Below are 19,735 nucleotides of genomic sequence, written 5' to 3' on the forward strand. Positions count from 1 at the left end.
GGCTGCGGGCATATGCCACCGGCAGAATGCACCACCGGATACCCACCCTGACCTGCGCGGATGCCAGGCCCGAGCGGGTTTGCCACGGCATACGGAAGGCTGAGCCTTAAGGTTGCCTTAAGGCTCAGCTAATCCGCCCACACGGATGAACGCACGCCCAGCCGTTCCCAACTTGCGTTCGGTCAGAGGAACTTGGCCTTGCCCGGACCCTCGTCCACGAAGCTGCGCATTCCGCGCTCCCGGTCCTCGGTGGCGAACAGTCCGGCGAACCAGGTCCGCTCGATCGTGAGGCCGGTGTCGATGTCCGTCTCCAGCCCGGCGTCGACCGCCTCCTTGGCGGCGCGCAGCGCGAGCGCCGGGCCCGTCGCCAGCTTGGCGGCCCAGGCGTGCGCCTGCTCGTACACCTCGGCGGCGGGCACCACCCGGTCCACCAGCCCCATGGACAGGGCCTCCTCGGCCTTCACATGACGGCCGGTGAAGATGAGGTCCTTGGCCTTGGCCGGGCCCACCAGGCGGGCGAGGCGCTGAGTGCCTCCGGCGCCCGGGATCAGCCCGAGCATGATCTCCGGCTGCCCCAGCTTGGCGTTGTCCCCGGCGATCCGGAAGTCCGCGCACAGGGCCAGCTCGCAGCCGCCCCCGAGCGCGTATCCCGTGACGGCGGCGACGACCGGCTTGGGAATCCGGGCCACCGCGGTGAACGACTCCTGCAGCGCCTTGGACCGCACGACCATCGCCGGGTGGTCCATCGCCTGCATCTCCTTGATGTCCGCGCCGGCCGCGAACACCTTCTCGCCGCCGTAGAGCACAACGGCGCGCACGTCGTCGCGCCGGGACGCCTCTTCGGCGAGCTCGCGCAGCCGGTCCTGGGTGGCGATGTCCAGGGCGTTCATCGGAGGACGGTCCAGCCGGATCGTGCCGACGCCGCCGCTTACTTCGAGGGTTACGGTCATGAGCAGCAGGTTAGACCGACCGGCAAGTGGGGGTGGAAAGAGGAGCGGGGCCGGGTGCGTGCAGCTGCAACGCGGAGCGTTGGTGATTGACGACAACGCCGCAGATGGGCGTGCCCAGCCCCGCGAGCCGCCCCCTGCTTGCCGGTCGGTCTCAGCCGGCGCTGACGGCGAAGGGCCCGGTGCTGTTGGTCACAGCGCCGGGCCCGTTCCGTGTTCCGTACGCCGGGACCTACTTGGTCCACTCCGACCAGCTCATGTTCCAGCCGTTGAGCCCGTTGTCCGGCTGGATCGTGTCGTCGTGGGAGTTCTTGACGATCACGACGTCGCCGATGAGGGAGCTGTTGAAGAACCAGGCAGCCGGGGTGTTCGGGTCACCGGCGCCGCGCGCGTCCTGCAGGCCGACGCAGCCGTGGCTGGTGTTGGTGGCGCCGAAGATGCCCGAGCCGCCCCAGTAGTTGCCGTGGATGAAGGTGCCCGACGTGGACAGGCGCATCGCGTGCGGCACGTCCTTGATGTCGTACTCACCGCCGAAGCCCACGGTGTCACCGTTCATCCGGGTCACCCGGAGCTTCTCGCTGATGACCATCTGGCCGTTGTACGTGGTGGTGGCCGGGGCTCCCGCCGAGATCGGGATGTCCTTGATCTGCTTGCCGTCGCGGACGACCTTCATCCGGTGCGAACTCGCGTCGACCGTGCTGACCTGCCGGCGGCCGACGGTGAACGACACCGTCTTGGCCTGCTTGCCGTAGACCCCGGGGCGCCCCTCGACGCCGTCGAGGTTGAGCTTCACGGTCACCTTGGTGCCCGCGGCCCAGTAGTCCTCGGGACGGAAGTCCAGACGGTCGTTGCCGAACCAGTGGCCCTCGATCGCGACGGCGGGCTCGGCCGTCACCTCGATGGCCTTCTCGACGGACTCCGGGTCGGTGATGCCCCGGGTGAAGTGGATCGAGACCGGCATGCCGACGCCGACCGTGGAACCGTCCTCCGGGGTGTACTGCCCGATGAAGGTGTTCTTGGGCACCAGCGTGGTGAAGGTGGTGTCCTTCGCCGACTCAAGGCCCTTCGCGTCCTTGGCGACCGCGTGGACCTTGTACTTGGTCGCCGAGGCCAGGTGCCGGTCGGGCTCCCAGCTCGTGCCGTCGGCCGCGATCTTCCCCGGGACGTCGGCCCCCTTCGGGTCGGAGACCTTGACCGTGGTCAGCTTCCCCTGATCCGCGGAGACCTTCAGTGCCCCGCTCGTGGCGACGGAATCGGCACCGTCCTTGGGCACGATGTTCACGACGGCCTGCGAGGCGCTGGTGTCCGCGCTCGCCGACCCGCCCCCCTTGCCGCCCTTGCTCCCGCTGCCGCTGTCTCCCCCGCCGCACGCCGTCACCAGCAACAGCAGCGCACCCAGCACCAGAGCCAGCAGTCCGGTGGCCCCACGCCCTCGTCGCCTGCTGTCCGCCCCGGCCGATGCCCCCGATATCGGCTGCCCGTTCAATGTGGTCGTCTCCCCTCACACGGCCTGGTCCCGCCAAGGCCCCAGGGAACCCGCAGGCTCCCACCCCCGCACGCTGCACATGCGCGCTCAGCGAAAGATAATCACACTGATCGCGGGCAGATCTCCTCAGGAATGTCACCGTTCCGTCCCAACTCCTCGCAGGAGTTCGCCTGGTCGTGCGGGGTGCCGCCGCCGCGGGGCCGGTACGCCGGACGGCGCGGCCGAAGCGGCCGCGCCGTCGATGAGGGAACAGGGGGTGCGCCCCCGGGAGTCAGCGGAGTGCGGAACCCGCCTTCCACTGCTTCCAGTCCATGTTCCAGCCCCCCAGGCCGTTGTCCGGAGCGACCTTCTTGTCCTTGGAGTTGACGACCTCGACGACGTCCCCGATCAGCGTCCGGTCGAAGAACCAGCCGGCCGGGGTGGAGCCGCTGCCGCCCTGGACGTCGCGCAGCCCGATGCAGCCGTGACTGACGTTGGTCGAGCCGAAGGTGTCCTCGTCGGACCAGTAGTTGCCGTGCAGGAAGGTGCCGGACTCGGTGAGCCGGATGGCGTGCGGGACGTCCTTGATGTCGTACTCGCCGCCGAAGCCGACGGTCCGCCCGTCCATCCGCGTCACCTCGTGCATCTCGCTGACCACCATCCGGCCGTTGTACGTGGTCGTCGTCGGGGAGCCCGCGGTGATCGGGACGGTGGAGACGAGCTGTCCGTCCCGGCGCACCTCCATGGTGTGCGCGGCCGAGTCCACCCGGGACACCTGCTCCCGGCCGATGGTGAACCGGACCGTCTTGCGCTGGCTGCCGTACACCCCCGGCGCCCCCTCCACATCGCGCAGCCCCACCTCGACGGTCACCTCGGTGCCCGGCTGCCAGTAGGCGGCCGGGCGGAAGTCCAGGCGTTTGTCGCCGAACCAGTGACCCGCGATCCCGACCGCGGGATCGGCGGTCACCCGGATGGCCCGTTGCACGGCCGCGCGGCGGCTGACGGGCCGGTTGAACTCGAAGGAGACGATCATGCCGGTGCCGACCGTCGACCGGTTCTCCGGCTTGAAGTACCCGATGAAGCGGTGCTCGGGGACCGCCGTGGTGAAGGTGGTGTGGCGGGCCGCACGGTGCCCCGCCCGGTCCACGGCCACCGCGTCGACGCTGTACTTGGCGGCGAGCCCGAGCCGGGCGGACCCTCCCTGCGGAGACCAGGAGCGCCCGTCCTTCGCGATCAGGCCCCGCACCTCGGTCTGCTGCGCGTCCTCGATCCGGGTCACCTCGACGCTCTCCAGCCGCCCGTCGGGAACCTTCACCTCGACCCGGGTGTCCGGCGCGACGTCGTCGGCCCCGTCCCGGGGGGTGATCCGGATGGCCTCCTGCGGCGAGCGGGGTTTCCCGCCGATGATCGAGTTCGTACCCGAGCAGCCGGTCAGAACCGCCAGTACGGCCAGTACGGAGAGCAGTCCCCACCGGGCCGTCACGGTCGCCGGGCTCGCTCCTGCCTTCTTCGCTACGTGGTTCACGTCCCCCCAACGACGGGGGCGGGCCGGGGGAAACGTGAGTGCGGGCCCCGTCGTGGGCAGAACAGAGGGGACGACCACACTCGGGGAGCCGCGGCCGGGACGCCGCACGCCCCCCATTCCGGTGCCGGTCCCACGAGCCGCGGGAGGCGAGCAGGTGTCGAGCGCAGCCGAGCAGGAGGCAGTGCCGAGGGCGGACACGGGGCCGTCCGGGGCGGCGGTGGAGCGGGTGGGCGCCGCTGGATCCGGGCGGTCCACCGAGCCTGCGCAGCGCCCTCCCGCCGTGTGGCCGGGGGCCCCCACACCCCTGGGCGCCCGCTTCAGAGTGGGCCCCGACGGGGTCGCGGGCACCAACTTCGCCCTCTGGGCGGGCGGGGCGGAGGCCGTCGAGCTCTGCCTCTTCGACGAGGACGGCACCGAGACCCGTCTCGCGCTGACCGAGCTGACCCACGAGATCTGGCACGGCTTCGTGCCCGGTGTGCGGCCCGGCCGGCGTTACGGCTACCGGGTGCACGGCCGCTGGGATCCGTGGACGGGCGCGCGGTGGAACGCGGCGAAGCTGCTCCTCGATCCGTACGCCCGGGCCGTCGACGGCGATTTCACCCTTCCGGCGGAGGTGTACGGCCATGTGAGGGACTGGCCCCAGCAGCAGGTCGCCGACACCGTGCGCGACGAACGGGACTCCGCTCCGTACGTCCCCAAAGGGGTGGTCGTCCATGACGACGACGACTGGGCCGAGGACCGCCGGCCCAAGACGCCGTGGGCCGACTCCGTCATCTACGAACTGCACGTCCGCGGCTTCACCGCGCGCCACCCCGGCATCCCGGAGGAACTGCGGGGCACGTACGCCGGTCTCGCGCACCCCGCGGCCATCGGCCATCTGCGGCGCCTTGGGGTCACGGCCGTGGAACTGCTGCCGGTGCACCAGTTCGCCCACGAGGACCATCTGCTGCGGCGCGGGCTGCGCAACTACTGGGGCTACAACTCGATCGGCTACTTCGCCCCGCACGCCGGCTACTCCGCGAGCGGCACGGCGGGAGGACAGGTCGGCGAGTTCAAGCGGATGGTGCGCGCCCTGCACGACGCCGGGATCGAGGTGATCCTCGACGTCGTCTACAACCACACGGCCGAGGCGGGCGAACTGGGCCCGATGCTGTCACTGCGGGGCATCGACAACCGCGGCTACTACCGGCTCCAGCCCGACGCCCGCCGCTACGCGGACTACACGGGATGCGGCAACACCCTGCACGTGGTGCAGCCGAACGTGCTGCGGCTGATCACCGACTCACTGCGCTACTGGGTGACCGAGATGGGCGTCGACGGCTTCCGCTTCGACCTGGCGGCGGCGCTCGCCCGCTCGATGCACGACGTCGACATGCTCTCCCCCTTCCTCGCGGTCATCGCCCAGGACCCGGTCCTGCGCCGGGTGAAGCTGATCGCCGAGCCCTGGGACGTCGGCAACGGCGGCTACCAGGTAGGAGCCTTCCCGCCGCTGTGGACCGAGTGGAACGACCGGTACCGGGACGCCGTCCGGGACTTCTGGCGCGGCGCCCTGCCCGACGTGCGGGACCTCGGCTACCGGCTGACCGGATCGAGCGACCTGTACGCGTGGGGCGGCCGGCGGCCCTACGCCTCGGTCAACTTCGTCACCGCGCACGACGGTTTCACCCTGCGCGACCTGGTGAGCTACGAGCACAAGCACAACGAGGCCAACGGCGAGGGCAACCGCGACGGCACCTCGGACAACCGGGCCTGGAACTGCGGGGCGGAGGGAGAGACCGACGACGACGGCGTCAACGCGCTGCGCCGCCGCCAGTTGCGCAACCTCCTCACCACGCTGCTGCTGTCGACGGGGGTGCCGATGCTCGTCGCGGGCGACGAGATGGGGCGTACCCAGGGCGGCAACAACAACGCCTACTGCCAGGACAACGAGATCGGCTGGGTGGACTGGTCGCTGCTGGAACAGCCGCAGTGGCGGGAGCTCACCGAGCTGACGGCCCGGGTGCTCGCGCTGCGCCACACCCATCCGGTGCTGCGGCGCCGGGCGTTCTTCTCCGGGCGGGCCCAGGCACCCGACGGGCTGCGGGATCTGGCCTGGTTCACCCGGCAGGGGGCGGAGATGACGGAGGAGGACTGGTACGCACCGGCCGCCACGGTCGGGCTGTACCTCTCCGGCCGCGACATCCCGGGCCGCGACGCCCGGGGTGAGCAGGTGAGCGACGACAGTTTCCTGGCGGTCCTGCACGCCGGGGACCGGCCCGCGGACTTCCGGCTGCCGGGGCCGCCGTGGGCGGACGCGTACGAACTGGTCCTGGACACCTCGCGGGAGGACCAGTCCGCCGCCCCCGGCACCGTCCACGCCGGCGGCGCGGACTTCACGGTGCCGGCGCGGTCGGTGCTGCTGCTGCGGGTGAGGTCGTGACGCGATGCCTCAGCCGAGGATGCCGCGTTCGTAGGCCACCGCGACGGCGGCGGCGCGGTCCTTGGCGCCCAGTTTGGCGAAGACGTGGGTGAGGTGGGTCTTCACGGTCGCCTCGCTGATGAACAGCTCGGCGGCGATCTCACGGTTCGACGTCCCCCTCGCCACGAGCCGGAGCACCTCGCGCTCCCGAGCGGACAGCGCCTCGTGGCCGGGTGCGACCGGGGTGCGCACCCGTGAGATCAGCCGGGAGGCGACGGCGGGCGACAGGACGGTGCGGCCGTCGGCGGCGGCGCGGACGGCGGTGAAGAGTTCGTCGCGCGGGGCGTCCTTGAGCAGATAACCGGTGGCGCCCGCCTCGATCGCGGGCAGGGTGTCGGAGTCGGTGTCGTACGTGGTGAGGACCAGGACCTTGGAACGGGCGCCGAGCCTGGTCAGTTCGCTGATCGCCGCGACTCCGCCGCCCCCCGGCATCCTCAGGTCCATCAGGACGACGTCGGGGTCGAGCCGGACGGCCATGTCGACGCCCTCGACGCCGTCGGCCGCTTCGCCCAGCACCCGGAACTCCGCCGCCGACGCGAACATGCCCCGCAGTCCGTCCCGTACGACGGGGTGGTCGTCGACGACGATCAGGGTGATGACGCGCGCGGGTTCCCGGTCCATGGCGGTCCAACCTACTGTGCCGGGGCGGGCGGCGCCTCAGCCGTGGCGGACCATCGGGACCCGGGCGCAGACCGCCGTGCCGAGGTCCGGGCCGGTCTCCACCTCGACCGTGCCCGCGATGCGTTCGGCGCGCGCCCGCATGCCGCCGAGCCCGAATCCGCCGGCGCCCCGGTACGGCGGCAGCGCGGCCGGGTCGAAGCCGCGCCCGTCGTCGCGTACGTCCAGCGATATTTCGTCGCCCATGTACGACAGGGTGACGCCCGCCCGGGAAGCCCCGGCGTGCCGGGCCGCGTTGGCCAGGGCCTCCTCGGCGATGCGCAGCAAGGTCGCGCCGACCTCGTCGTGCAGCGGCTCGGCGGTGCCGGTGACCGTGAACTCGGCCCGGACCCCGGTCCGCTGCGACCAGGTGGTGACCGTCTTCTCCAGGGCGCCGGGCAGGTCGTCGTGCTCCAGCGCGGACGGTACGAGATCGTGAACGGACCGACGCGCCTCGCCGAGGCTGTGCCGGGCGAGCGCGGAGGCCCGGGCGAGGTGTTCCCCGGCGAGGACGGGGTCGGTCTCCGCCGTGGAGGTGACGGCCTGGAGCTGGGCGATGATGCCGGTCAGCCCCTGGGCGATGGTGTCGTGGATCTCGGCCGCCAGCCGGCTCCGCTCGTCGGCCACCCCCGCCTCCCGTGCCTGCACGAGTAGTTGGGCGTGCAGGCCGGCGTTCTCCGCCAGTGCCTGTTCGAGGCGGGCGTTGGCGGACTCCAGCGCGGTGATGGTGTCGGTCTGGGTGCGGGACTGCTCGGCCTCCCGGTTGCCGATCTGCGCGAAGACCATGGTGAGGCTGACGTGCACGGCCAGCACGATGGCGAAGACGACCCAGTTCATGAGGGTGGTGGGCGGCAGGCCGCTGCCGGACTGCGACCCCGCCATGATGACGGCGGTGGCCAGAAGCCCGGCCCGCATGCGCCGTCGCGGAAGGAGCCGGCCCGCGTCGAAGTAGCCGACCACCGCGTACATCGAGAAGAACGGGTTGCACCAGGTCAGCCCGAAGGCCAGCAGGGTGCGGACGATGAAGTGGAACTGGGCCGCGCGTGATCCCTGCTCGGCCGGGGCGCGGCTCCACAGGAGCTGCAGCCCGAGCGCGGCCGGGAACAGCACCGCGGCGGCGTACACCTCCGTGCGGGACATGATGAGCCCGCTGGTCACGGCCGAGACCACGGTGGCCAGGCCGAGCAGCGCGTACGGTCCGTGCCGGAAGAACCGTTCCCACCACTGCTCCGCCGTCGTCTCCCCCGCGCCCCCCGTGTTCATGGGTGAAGTCTGCCCGGTCCCGGTCACTCCCATCGGAACGTGCGGATCGCGGCCACCGCCGCCAGAACGGTCCACAGGGCCACCACCCCGAGGTAGGCCCAGCTCGGCCAGGCGCCGGTGGCCGCGCGGTCCAGTGCCTGGGAGGCCGCGCCGAACGGGGTGACCTGGACGATGCGGCGGACCGTGTCGGGCATGGTCTGCACCGGCACCCACACGCCCGCGGTGAACATCATCACGAAGAAGACGACCGAGCCGATGGCGGCCGAGATCTTGGTGGTGCGCGAGACGGCGCAGACGAGCGCGCCCAGCCCCAGCACACAGGCGACGGCCAGCAGCAGCGCGAGCAGATAGCCGTACGGCTGTCCGGGCAGCCGTACGCCGAAGGCGATCCGGCCGACAGCCATCACCAGCAGGGTGGAGCCGAGCGCCGCGGCGCCGTGCAGGGCGATCTGCGCGCCGAGCAGGGCGGAGGGCCGCACGGGGGTGGTGGACATGCGGCGCAGGATGCCGCGTTCGCGGTAGCCGGTGAGTACGGGAGGCATCGCCTGGAGGCCGGCCATGATCATGGCGAGCAGTACGGCCACGGGGACGTACAGGTCGATGACGCGGCGGCCGCCGAGGGCGTCGTCGTGCTCCCGGAAGGAAGGGATGAGGCCCAGGATCGTCATCAGTACGGTCGGGAAGGCGAGGATCCAGAACAGGCTGCCGGGTTCCCGGAGGAAGAGCCGGGCCTCGGACCTCAGGACCGCGAGCATCGGGCCGGCGGAGGCGGCGCGGGTCGCGGGTGTCGGGACGGTGTTCGCCGTGGCCATCTCAGACCGCCTGTTCTGTCAGGCCGCGCTCGTCCGCGGGGCCGGGGTGCTCGGTGAGGTCGAGGAAGGCGTCGTCGAGGGTCGCTTCGGCGACGCGGAGCCGGTGTGCGGTGATGCGGAGCCGGGCCAGCAGCGAGATGACGGCGTTGACGGTCTCGTCGGTGCCGTTGATGGCGATCCGGCCGTCCTTCGTCCCGTACGAGGTCGCACCGGGCAGCTCGGCCAGCTCGGCCTCCGGGAGAGGCTCGGAGGGTGTGAAGGAGATGGCCGTGGAGCTGCCGGCCAGGGCGATCAGTCCGGACGGGGTGTCCAGGGCGGCGAGTCTGCCCCTGTCGATCACGGCGATCCGGTCGCAGAGGCGCTGGGCCTCCTCCATGAAGTGGGTGACCAGCAGGACCGTGACCCCGCTGTCGCGCACCTCTTCGATCAGCTGCCAGGTGTCGCGTCGTGCGCGCGGGTCCAGTCCGGTGGTCAGCTCGTCGAGGACCACGACTCCCGGGTTGCCGACGAGGGCGAGCGCGATGGAGAGGCGTTGCTTCTGGCCGCCGGAGAGCCGGGCGAAGCGGGTGGTGAGCTTGGTGTGCAGCCCGAGCCGTTCGGCCAGGGGGCGCCAGTCGGCGGGGCGGGGGTGGAAGGCGCTGTACAGCTCCAGCGCCTCGCCCACGGTGATCTTCGGCTGGAGTTCGCTCTCCTGGAGCTGCGCGCCCAGCAGGAGCGTCACGCGGTCGTGGTCGGCGACGGGGTCGAGTCCGGCGACCCGGACCGTACCGGCGTCGGGGACGCGCAGGCCCTCGACGCATTCGACGGTGGTGGTCTTGCCCGCGCCGTTGGGGCCGAGGATGCCGAAGATCTCCCCCTCGTCCACGGAGAAGCTCACCCCGTCGACCACGGGGCGGCCGGCGTAGGTCTTGCTCACCCCGTTGACTTCGATGATTGCCATACCGGTGAGCATCCCGGGCGCGGGGCCCTTCGCGGCATCCGTCAACGCGCTCGAACCGGCATCATCCGATCGGTTGATGCCTCCCTACGACCCGGCACCCTCGACCTTCCGGATGGGGGAAAACCACATGAGCGATGTCAGTCGTGAACCGTAGGCTCACCCCTGATGCCCGAAGAACATGCAGAGCCCAAGGACCGGTCCGCCGCACAGACCCTGCTGCGGCTGTGGCCGTATGTGAAGCCGGTACGGAGCCGTCTGTTCGGTGCCGCGCTGGTCGCGATCGTCGCCTCGTGTCTCGGCCTGGTGATCCCGCTCGTACTGAAGTGGATCGTCGACGGCCCGGTCGCCCACCAGGACCCGGGCGGGGTCTGGCTCGGTGCGCTGTTCCTGTTGCTGCTGGGGATCGCCGAGGCCGTCCTGTTCGGGGTGCGGCGATGGATGGTGGCGCGTCCGCTGGCCGGCGTCGAGGCGTCGATGCGGGCCGACCTCTACCGGCATCTGCAGCGGCTGCCGGTGGCCTTCCACGACCGGTGGCCCTCGGGTCAGCTGCTGTCGCGCGGCACCACGGACCTGATGCTGCTGCGGATGTTCCTGGCCTTTCCGCTGACCTTCCTGCTGGTCAACGCCACCACCATCCTCGTCGGTTTCGTGATCCTGCTGCTCCAGGAGTGGACGCTCGGCCTGGTGCTGCTGGTCCCGGTCGTGCCCCTGGTGATCCTCTGCTCGGTCTTCGAGACGAAGTACTCGGTGGTGGCGCGCAAGGCCCAGGACCAGGTGGGCGACCTGACGACGGTGGTCGAGGAGAGCGTCCTCGGCATCCGCATCATCAAGGGCTTCGGCCGGCACCGCAGCCAGGCCCTCGCCTTCCGGGCGCTGTCCGAGCGGCTGCGCACCACGGAGCTCGGCAAGGCGCGGCTGCTCGCGGGCATCTGGGCCCTCATCACGACGATTCCCGAACTCGCGATCGGGGCGGCGCTGGTGCTCGGCACGATCGAGGTCGCGGACGGCGGGCTGTCGGCGGGCACCCTGGTCGCCTTCCTCTCCACGGCGCTGGCGCTGCGCTGGCCGGTCGAGTCGATCGGCTTCCTGCTGGCGATGAGCCAGGAGTCGGCGACGGCGACGGAGCGGTTCTTCGAGGTGATGGACGTGGCGGAGGAGGAGGACACCGCCGTGGCCGGGAGCGCCGCCCCGGACGAACGCCCCGAGGCCGGCGGCATGGTCTTCGAGGGCGTCGGCTTCCGCTACCCGGACGCGGCGGCCGACTCCGTCCCCGTCCTGAGCCGCATCGATCTGCGGATCCGGCCCGGCGAGACGATGGCGCTGGTCGGGGCCACGGGTTCCGGCAAGACCACCCTCTCCGCGCTCGTCCCCCGGCTGCACGACGCCACATCGGGGCGGATCACGCTGGACGGCGAGGACATCACCGCCATGCCGCGTGAACGGCTGCGGGAGCTGGTGTCGGTGGCGTTCGAGGAGCCGACGCTCTTCTCGGCGAGCGTCGGGGAGAACGTGCTGATGGGCGCGGGCGGCGGGAGCGAGGAGGAGCTGCGGCGGGCCCTGTCGGTCGCGCAGGCCGACTTCGTCCACGACCTGCCGCACGGCATCGACACCCAGGTCGGCGAGCAGGGCCTCAGCCTCTCCGGCGGGCAGCGCCAGCGTCTCGCCCTGGCCAGGGCGGTGGTCGGACGGCCGCGCTTCCTGGTGCTCGACGACCCGCTCTCCGCGCTGGACGTGCACACGGAGACCCTGGTCGAGGCGGCGCTGCGTCGCGTGCTGGAGGAGACGACGGCGATCGTGGTGGCGCACCGCCCGTCCACCGTGATGCTCGCCGACCGGGTGGCCCTGCTGTCGGAGGGCCGGATCAGCGCGGTCGGCACCCATCAGGAACTGCTGCGCGGCAACGCCGAGTACGCCTGGCTGATGTCCGGGGCGGGTGTCCCGGACGGCGAGGGGCCGAACGATGTGCCCCCTCCGCCCGCGACGGGGGACTCCGGCCAGGACCTGTACCTTCCGGGCGGGCACGCCCCTGCCAAGGAGAGCAGCACTCGATGACCAGCACCACGACGGGCCGGCCCACCGAGCCGGGCGACAGCGACGACAGGTATCCGGGGGCTTCTCCGGAAGCGGCGGCCGGCGCACCGGCCGAGCGGCCCGGGGACGACTTCGACCGTGACGACCTGCCCGCCCCGCGCGGCGCCACGCGCGCGCTGCTGCTCTCGCTGCTGAGGCCGATGCGGGGGCGGGTCGTTATCGCGGCGCTGTTCCTGCTGGTCCAGCAGGCCGCGGTCCAGGCAGGGCCGTTGCTCGTGGCGTACGCCATCGACAGCGGGGTGCCCGCGTTCCGGGACGAGGACTACGGGCCGCTGATCGCGGTGGCCCTCGGTTACGCGCTCTGCTCGGCCGGTGCGGGCGCCATGCAGTACGCCTTCATCCGGGCCTCCGCGCGGGTCAACCAGGACGTGCTGCTCGACCTGCGCGGCCGGATCTTCCGTCATGCGCAGGCGCTGAGCGTGGACTTCCACGAGCGGTACACCTCGGGCCGGCTGATCTCCCGCTCCACGACCGATGTGGAGTCGCTGCGGGAGCTGCTCAGCGAGGGCCTCCAGGAGCTGATCGGTGTCGTCCTCTCCTTCGTCTCCATCTCCCTGATGCTGCTGTGGCTGGACTTCGGTACGGGCGCCGCCGCCGTCCTGTCCTTCGTCCCGCTGTACCTGCTGGTGCGGCTCTACCAGCGCCGGGCGGCGGTGATCTTCGCCTCGCGGTCGACGGCGATCGCGGCGGTCATCGTGAAGTTCGCGGAGACGATGAACGGGATCCGTCCCGTCCAGGCCTTCCGCCGCGAGCCCGTGAACGACGAGGTCTTCGGGAAGCTGAACCACGAGCACCGGCGCACGAACGGCAACGCGATGCTGGAGAACGCGCGTTACGTCGTCGGGTCCCGGCTGGTCGCCAACACCGCCGTGGCCGGAATCGTACTGTGGGGCGCCTACCGCGTCGCGTCGGGAAGCCTGGCGCTGGGTGTGCTGGCCGCGGTGGTGCTGTATCTGCGACGGCTCTACGACCCGATCGACCGGCTCAGCATGTTCCTCAACTCCTACCAGTCGGCGGCGGCCTCGCTGGAGAAGATCGCGGGTCTGCTGGCCCAGACGCCCACCGTCCCCGAGGCCCTGGAGCCTCGGGAACTGCCGCCGCTCGCGGGCGATCACCCGGGCCGCGAGGTGGTCTTCGACGGGGTGAGCTTCTCCTACCGCACGGGCGGTGAGGTGCTGCCCCGCTTCGATCTGACCGTTCCCGCGGGGCGGACGGTCGCCGTGGTCGGCTCCACGGGCGCGGGCAAGTCGACGCTGGCCAAGCTGCTGGCCCGCTTCTACGACCCGACCGAGGGCCGGGTCCTGCTGGACGGCACCGACCTGCGGGACCTGGCCACCCCGGAACTGCGGCGCGGGGTCGTCATGGTGACCCAGGAGGCCTTCCTGTTCTCCGGCACGGTCGCGGAGAACATCGCGATCGGCAGCCCGGACGCGACCCGTGCGGAGATCGAGCAGGCGGCCAAGGCCATCGGCGCCCACGACTTCATCGCCGGTCTGCCCGACGGGTACGACACGGACGTACGCAAGCGGGGCGGCCGGATCTCGGCCGGTCAGCGCCAGTTGGTCGCGTTCGCCCGCGCCCTGCTCGCCGATCCGGCGGTCCTGATCCTCGACGAGGCGACGAGTTCCCTGGACATCCCGGGCGAGCGGGCGGTGCAGCGGGCGATGGACACCGTGCTGCACGGCCGCACCGCGGTGGTCATCGCCCACCGGCTGTCGACCGTGGAGATCGCGGACCGGGTCCTGGTGATGGAGCACGGCCGCATCGTGGAGGACGGCGCCCCCGCCGAACTCATCGGCGGCACGGGCCGGTTCGCCGGACTGCACCGCGCCTGGCGGGAGAGCCTGGCCTGAGGGCGGCCGCCGACGCCCGGCGGCCGCGCGCGAGGGCGCGGAACGCGCCACAGTGCGAAGCCGTCTCGACAGGTGGGAACTTTCCGGTTCTCCACACTCTTTTCGAACGCGTCACCTTCGCGCCGAACCTCAACGCCCTCTGCACATTCGGCCTTCCCGGGCTCCCGGGCAACATCTCGGTGATGATCGGCGAAACGTCCGCTTAACGAACATGACCATTCCGGCAACGGACGAATTCCGGCCAACTTGTTGACGCGGTCCTGACAGACAACGCGTTCTGCTGAGACTCTTCACCCCGTTCTGCGCACTGCTTGCTCTGCCCGGACGGCTCACCCAGCCGCCGGTACCCCCCTCGCAGAAGGAGTCCGCGTGAGATCCACGCTCAGCCGTCGTACCACCGCGACCGGCGCTCTGATAGCCGCAGCAGCCCTCCTCGCCGTAGGAGTCCAGACCGGCACCGCCACCGCCACACCGGGTGGCACCGCCCAGGCGCCCGCCACCGCCTCGCAGGCCCGTTCCGGCGCACTGGCCAAGCAGCTTTCGCCCTCGCAGCGGGCCGAGCTGATCCGTGAAGCGAGCGCCGGCACCCCGGCCACGGCCAAGAAGCTGGGGCTCGGCTCGCAGGAGAAGCTCGTCGTCAAGGACGTCATCCAGGACAACGACGGCACCACGCACACACGTTACGAGCGCACCTTCGCCGGGCTTCCGGTCCTCGGTGGCGACCTGGTCGTCCAGGAGTCGAAGGCCGGCGTGACCAAGAGCGTCACCAAGGCGTCCCGGACCACCTCGGCGCAGCTCAAGGCCGTCGACATGACGGCGGACGTGGCTCCGGCGACCGCCGAGAAGCAGGCCGTCGGCCTGGCCAAGGCGGACGGCTCGTCGAAGACCGCCGCCGACACGGCACCCCGCCAGGTCGTCTGGATGGCCTCGGGCACCCCGCAGCTCGCCTACGAGACCGTGGTCGGCGGACTGCAGGAGGACGGCACCCCGAACGCCCTGCACGTCATCACCGACGCCACCACCGGCGCGAAGCTCTACGAGTGGCAGGCCATCGAGAACGGCGTCGGCAACACGGAGTACAGCGGCCAGGTCACCCTCAACACCTCGGGGTCGTACAACCTGACCGACACCACCCGCGGCAACCACAAGACGTACAACCTGAACCACGGTACGTCCGGCACGGGCACCCTCTTCTCCGGCTCCGACGACGTCTGGGGCAACGGACTCGCCTCGAACGCGGAGACCGCGGCGGCGGACGCCCACTACGGTGCGGCCGAGACCTGGGACTACTACAAGAACGTCCACGGCCGGACCGGCATCAAGGGCGACGGCGTCGGCGCGTACTCCCGCGTCCACTACGGCAACAACTACGTCAACGCCTTCTGGGACGACAGCTGCTTCTGCATGACGTACGGCGACGGCAGCGGCAACGCCTCCCCGCTGACCGCGCTGGACGTCGCCGCACACGAGATGACGCACGGCGTCACCTCCAACACCGCGGACCTGAACTACAGCGGTGAGTCCGGTGGCCTCAACGAGGCGACCAGTGACATCTTCGCCACCGCCGTCGAGTTCTACTCGAACAACGCCACCGACAAGGGCGACTACCTCATCGGTGAGAAGATCGACATCAACGGCGACGGCAGCCCGCTGCGCTACCAGGACAAGCCGAGCAAGGACGGCGCGTCCAAGGACGCCTGGTACTCGGGCATCGGGAACGTCGACGTGCACTACTCGTCGGGCCCGGCCAACCACTTCTTCTACCTCCTGTCGGAGGGAAGCGGCGCCAAGACCATCAACGGCGTCTCCTACGACTCCCCGACCTCCGACGGCCTGCCGGTGACCGGCATCGGCCGCGACAAGGCCGCGCTGATCTGGTTCAAGGCGCTCACCACGAAGTTCACCTCCACGACCAACTACGCCTCCGCCCGCACGGGCACGCTGGCCGCGGCCGGTGAGCTGTACGGCACGACCAGCGCCGAGTACACCGCCGTCGCCAACGCCTGGGCCGGCATCAACGTCGGCACCCGTCCCGGTGGCGGAGACCCCGACCCGGGCGGCACGGTCTTCGAGAACAACACCGCCGTCTCCATCCCCGACCGGGGCTCCGCCGTCACCAGCTCGGTCAACGTCACCGGCCGCACCGGCAAGGCCCCCAGCACCCTCAAGGTCGGCGTGGACATCACCCACACCTACCGCGGTGACCTGGTCATCGACCTCGTCGCCCCGGACGGCACGTCCTACCGCCTGAAGAACTCCTCGTCGAGCGACTCCGCGGACAACGTCAAGACGACGTACACCGTCAACGCCTCCTCGGAGACGGCGAACGGCACCTGGAAGCTGAAGGTCCAGGACGTCTACTCGGGCGACACCGGCAAGATCAACAGCTTCAAGCTGACCTTCTGAGACCGGTCGGCCCCCACCACCCGCACCCTCGCATGAACCGCGACTGACGCGGCATCCCGCCCGGGAGGAGACCACTCCTCCCGGGCGGACGGCGTTGGCCGGTTCAGCGCATCAGCACGCCCGCGCCCTCGCCCGTCGCCTCCGTCGGCTGTGCGACCAGGCCGAGTTCGGCACCGCCGGCCAGCAGCCGGTGGGCCGGCAGCACCCGCACGGTGTAGCCGTACGGACCGGTGCGGTCGAGGGCGAGCGGACCGTCGTACAGCCAGCGGCCCTCCAGGTCCTGGCCGCCCGCCGGCTTCAGCGGGAAGACCTGGGCGTCCGAGATCCCGTCGGCGGAGTCGACGCGGCCGGCCACCGCCTGCACCTCGACATCGTCCGGCTCCAGCGACCCGAGGGTGATCCGGACCCGCAGCGCCAGCGTGGAGCCCAGTTCGGCCGATCCTCCGGCCTCGGTGGGCGTCACGGCCTCGACGTGGTCGACGGCCACCCGCGGCCAGGCCGCCCGGACCCTCGCCTTCCAGCCGGCGAGCTCCCGTGCGGCGGCGGGCTCCAGCAGGCGCCGGGCCTGTGCCGCGGGGGCGTACAGCCGCTCCACGTACTCACGGACCATCCGGTCGGCCAGCACCTTGGGCCCCAGCGTGCCCAGCGTGCTGCGGACCATCTCGATCCAGCGCCCGGGGAGGCCCTCCTCGCCCCGGTCGTAGAAGCGCGGTGCGACCCGGTCCTCGATCAGCTCGTAGAGGGCGCCCGCCTCCAGGTCGTCGCGCCGGTCCTCGTCCAGCGCGGAGCCCTCGGCCGTGGGGATGGCCCAGCCGAAGTCCGGCTCGAACCACTCGTCCCACCAGCCGTCGAGGACGGACAGGTTGAGGCAGCCGTTGAGCGCCGCCTTCATCCCGCTCGTACCGCAGGCCTCCAGCGGGCGCAGCGGGTTGTTCAGCCAGACGTCGCAGCCCGGGTAGAGCTTCTGGGCCATCGCCATCCCGTAGTCGGGCAGGAAGACGATGCGGTGGCGCACCCTGGGGTCGTCGGCGAACCGGACCAGCTCCTGGACCAGGCGTTTCCCGCTGTCGTCGGCCGGGTGCGCCTTGCCCGCGACGACGATCTGGATCGGGCGCTCCGGATGCAGGAGCAGCGCCCGCAGCCGGTCCCGGTCGCGCAGCATCAGGGTCAGCCGTTTGTACGAGGGCACCCGCCGGGCGAAGCCGATGGTGAGCACGTCGGGGTCCAGCACCCCGTCGATCCAGCCGAGTTCGGCGGCCTGGGCGCCGCGGGTGCGCCAGGAGTCGTGCAGCCGCCGGCGCACCTCGGTGACCAGCTGTTCGCGCAGGGTGTGGCGCAGGTCCCAGAGCTGCCGATCGGGGACCTGCGCGACGGAGTCCCACCGGCCGGGGGCGGGAGCGGACTCGGTGCGCAGCCGGTAGACCTCCGGGGCGACCCAGGTGGGTGCGTGGACGCCGTTGGTCACGGAGGTGATCGGCACCTCCGGGGCGTCGAAGCCAGGCCAGAGACCGGCGAACATCTCCCGGCTGACGGCGCCGTGCAGGGTGGAGACCCCGTTGGCGCGCTGGGCGAGCCGGAGCCCCATGACCGCCATGTTGAAGACGCCGGGATCGCCGCCGTCGTACGTCTCCGTGCCCAGGTGCAGGATGCGGTCGGCCGGGACGCCGGGCAGTTCGCCGTCGTCGCCGAAATGGCGGGCGACCAGCTCGCGGTCGAACCGGTCGATGCCGGCCGGGACCGGGGTGTGGGTGGTGAAGACGGTCCCGGCGCGGACGGACTCCACCGCGGAGTCGAAGTCGAGGCCCGTTCCGGACAGCTCGCGGATGCGTTCGAGTCCGAGGAAGCCGGCGTGCCCCTCGTTGGTGTGGAAGACCTCGGGGGCCGGATGGCCGGTGAGCCGGCAGTAGGTCCGCACCGCGCGCACCCCGCCGATCCCCAGCAGCATCTCCTGGAGCAGCCGGTGTTCGCTGCCGCCGCCGTAGAGCCGGTCGGTGACCTCGCGTTCGACGGGGGCGTTGTCCTCGACGTCGGAGTCGAGCATCAGCAGCGGGACCCGGCCCACCTGGGCCTGCCAGATCTGGGCGTGCAGGGAGCGGCCGCCGGGGAGGGACAGGACGACCTGGCTGGGTGTCCCGTCGGCCTCACGCACGAGCGTGAGCGGCAGTTCGTTCGGGTCGAGGACGGGATAGCGCTCCTGCTGCCAGCCGTCGCGCGACAGGCTCTGACGGAAGTAGCCGTGGCGGTAGAGGAGGCCGACGCCGACGAGGGGGACGCCCAGGTCGCTGGCGGCCTTCAGATGGTCCCCGGCGAGGATGCCGAGTCCACCGGAGTACTGCGGCAGGGCCGCCGTCACTCCGAACTCGGGTGAGAAGTAGGCGATGGCGGCGGGGAGCCCGTCGTCGCCGTCACGTTGCTCCTGGTACCACCTGGGGCCCTCCAGGTACTGCCGGAGGTCGGCGGACACCTCGGTGAGCCGGTGCAGGAACTGCTCGTCCCGGGCCAGTTCGGCGAGGCGGCCGGCGGACACGGCGCCGAGCAGGCGGACGGGATCGCACTCCGCCGCCCGGCCGGCCTCGGGGTCGACGGCCTGGAAGAGCTCTCGGGTCTCGGTGTGCCAGGACCAGCGCAGGTTGCGCGCGAGGTCGCTGAGCGGTTGAAGGGAGTCGGGGAGGACTGGACGTACGGTGAATCGACGAATGGCCTTCACGTATTCCACCTTTACAGGGGACGTACGAATCCGAGGGGACGCACCGCTGTGTGCGCCGCTCCGTCACCCTCGACGTTAGCGGTGCGCGGCGGCCCGCAACCACGGCGCGCGACCGGCTCGGGGTGTGCGACCCCAGCGGGTCCGGCCGCCCCTGCCGCCGGGCACCGCGGGTCCGTCCCGCACCACACGCAGATCCCGACACATCCGTCACAGGCGTTATGGCCGATTCCCTCACCTCGTACGGCCTTGTGGGCCTTCGTGTCACAGGGAAAGCTGCCCTGTGTCGCCGGTACCGCCCCGCGTACGCCGGTTCCGCACCCTCCCGCGTGCGCGCTGCGGAGCCCGGCGCATTCAGACGTCACACATACGCCCGAGTAGTTAACAAACCGCCGGATTGGCCCACCGAGATCCGTGGGAAGGCTTCTCCGGTACCCGGAACGAAGGCATTCGGATGAGAGCCGAAGGCGATCCGTAACCATCCCGCGCATGATTCATCCCCTGTCCACCGGCCATCCGCTCGCGGTTCGTACGCAGTCGGTACGGACGACGTGCGCATTCGGTCCACACCCGTGCACCGCATCACTTACCTCATCCATTCGAGTGCCATTCGA

The 19,735-nt window shown here is 71.2% G+C and carries 12 protein-coding genes; 4 read left to right on the top strand and 8 right to left on the bottom strand.

From position 1 onward, the window contains the following. Positions 1–182: 182 nt before the first annotated feature. The 3 genes from ACFYPA_RS08945 to ACFYPA_RS08955 form a co-directional block, all read right to left on the bottom strand. On the bottom strand, positions 183–950 hold the full coding sequence (locus ACFYPA_RS08945) for an enoyl-CoA hydratase-related protein (RefSeq protein WP_359077321.1): 768 nt from the start codon (positions 948–950) through the stop codon (positions 183–185). 229 nt (positions 951–1,179) lie between these two features. Further along, positions 1,180–2,433: an Ig-like domain-containing protein gene (locus ACFYPA_RS08950; RefSeq protein ID WP_359077319.1), complete on the bottom strand. Its 1,254-nt coding sequence runs from the start codon at positions 2,431–2,433 to the stop codon at positions 1,180–1,182. A 271-nt stretch (positions 2,434–2,704) separates the two neighbouring features. Then, positions 2,705–3,937, bottom strand: coding sequence for an Ig-like domain-containing protein (locus ACFYPA_RS08955; RefSeq protein ID WP_359077317.1), 1,233 nt, complete (start codon positions 3,935–3,937; stop codon positions 2,705–2,707). Between the two features lie 154 nt (positions 3,938–4,091). Here ACFYPA_RS08955 and glgX point away from each other — a divergent pair, with 154 nt between their 5' ends. Continuing rightward, positions 4,092–6,356 carry a glycogen debranching protein GlgX gene (glgX, locus tag ACFYPA_RS08960; RefSeq protein ID WP_359077315.1) on the top strand — a complete coding sequence of 755 codons (2,265 nt, stop codon included), beginning with the start codon at positions 4,092–4,094 and terminating at the stop codon, positions 6,354–6,356. A gap of 9 nt (positions 6,357–6,365) precedes the next feature. Here the strand turns inward: glgX and ACFYPA_RS08965 are convergent, their stop codons facing one another. The 4 genes from ACFYPA_RS08965 to ACFYPA_RS08980 are packed head-to-tail and all read right to left on the bottom strand — an operon-like array spanning position 6,366 to position 10,067. Continuing rightward, positions 6,366–7,016 (bottom strand): response regulator transcription factor, encoded by a 651-nt coding sequence (locus ACFYPA_RS08965; RefSeq protein WP_359077313.1) that lies wholly within the window; start codon positions 7,014–7,016, stop codon positions 6,366–6,368. Positions 7,017–7,052: 36 nt separating this feature from the next. Next, entirely contained in the window at positions 7,053–8,315 is a 1,263-nt protein-coding gene (locus ACFYPA_RS08970; RefSeq protein WP_359077311.1) for a sensor histidine kinase, read from the bottom strand. A gap of 23 nt (positions 8,316–8,338) precedes the next feature. After that, on the bottom strand, positions 8,339–9,127 hold the full coding sequence (locus tag ACFYPA_RS08975; RefSeq protein WP_359077309.1) for an ABC transporter permease: 789 nt from the start codon (positions 9,125–9,127) through the stop codon (positions 8,339–8,341). 1 nt (position 9,128) lies between these two features. After that, a complete protein-coding gene (locus ACFYPA_RS08980) occupies positions 9,129–10,067 on the bottom strand; it encodes an ABC transporter ATP-binding protein (protein WP_359077307.1) in 939 nt (312 codons plus the stop codon). 165 nt (positions 10,068–10,232) lie between these two features. Here ACFYPA_RS08980 and ACFYPA_RS08985 point away from each other — a divergent pair, with 165 nt between their 5' ends. The 3 genes from ACFYPA_RS08985 (at position 10,233) to ACFYPA_RS08995 (ending at position 16,417) form a co-directional block, all read left to right on the top strand. Beyond that, the gene (locus ACFYPA_RS08985; RefSeq protein WP_359349107.1) at positions 10,233–12,119 is read left to right on the top strand and encodes an ABC transporter ATP-binding protein; all 1,887 of its coding nucleotides are present in this window, start codon (positions 10,233–10,235) and stop codon (positions 12,117–12,119) included. Then, complete coding sequence (locus ACFYPA_RS08990) at positions 12,116–14,011, top strand: ABC transporter ATP-binding protein (RefSeq protein WP_359077303.1); 1,896 nt, start codon at positions 12,116–12,118, stop codon at positions 14,009–14,011. Before ACFYPA_RS08985 ends, ACFYPA_RS08990 begins: the two co-directional genes overlap by 4 nt. Before the next feature lie 369 nt (positions 14,012–14,380). Then, positions 14,381–16,417, top strand: a complete 2,037-nt coding sequence (locus tag ACFYPA_RS08995) for a M4 family metallopeptidase (RefSeq protein WP_389130708.1) — start codon at positions 14,381–14,383, stop codon at positions 16,415–16,417. Between the two features lie 103 nt (positions 16,418–16,520). On the opposite strand, the gene glgP is transcribed toward ACFYPA_RS08995, so the two are convergent. Beyond that, a complete protein-coding gene (gene glgP, locus ACFYPA_RS09000) occupies positions 16,521–19,124 on the bottom strand; it encodes an alpha-glucan family phosphorylase (protein ID WP_389130711.1) in 2,604 nt (867 codons plus the stop codon). Between the last annotated feature and the right edge of the window lie 611 nt (positions 19,125–19,735).

The organism is Streptomyces sp. NPDC005775, assembly GCF_042871565.1.
Lineage (GTDB): Bacteria > Actinomycetota > Actinomycetes > Streptomycetales > Streptomycetaceae > Streptomyces.

What these genes read in the sequence shown, in the direction of transcription:
- ACFYPA_RS08945 (WP_359077321.1), bottom strand. Translation starts at nt 950, where the DNA reads ATGACCGTAACCCTCGAAGTAAGCGGCGGCGTCGGCACGATCCGGCTG.
- ACFYPA_RS08965 (WP_359077313.1), bottom strand. Translation starts at nt 7,016, where the DNA reads ATGGACCGGGAACCCGCGCGCGTCATCACCCTGATCGTCGTCGACGAC.
- ACFYPA_RS08970 (WP_359077311.1), bottom strand. Translation starts at nt 8,315, where the DNA reads ATGAACACGGGGGGCGCGGGGGAGACGACGGCGGAGCAGTGGTGGGAA.
- ACFYPA_RS08975 (WP_359077309.1), bottom strand. Translation starts at nt 9,127, where the DNA reads ATGGCCACGGCGAACACCGTCCCGACACCCGCGACCCGCGCCGCCTCC.
- ACFYPA_RS08980 (WP_359077307.1), bottom strand. Translation starts at nt 10,067, where the DNA reads ATGGCAATCATCGAAGTCAACGGGGTGAGCAAGACCTACGCCGGCCGC.
- ACFYPA_RS08985 (WP_359349107.1), top strand. Translation starts at nt 10,233, where the DNA reads ATGCCCGAAGAACATGCAGAGCCCAAGGACCGGTCCGCCGCACAGACC.
- ACFYPA_RS08990 (WP_359077303.1), top strand. Translation starts at nt 12,116, where the DNA reads ATGACCAGCACCACGACGGGCCGGCCCACCGAGCCGGGCGACAGCGAC.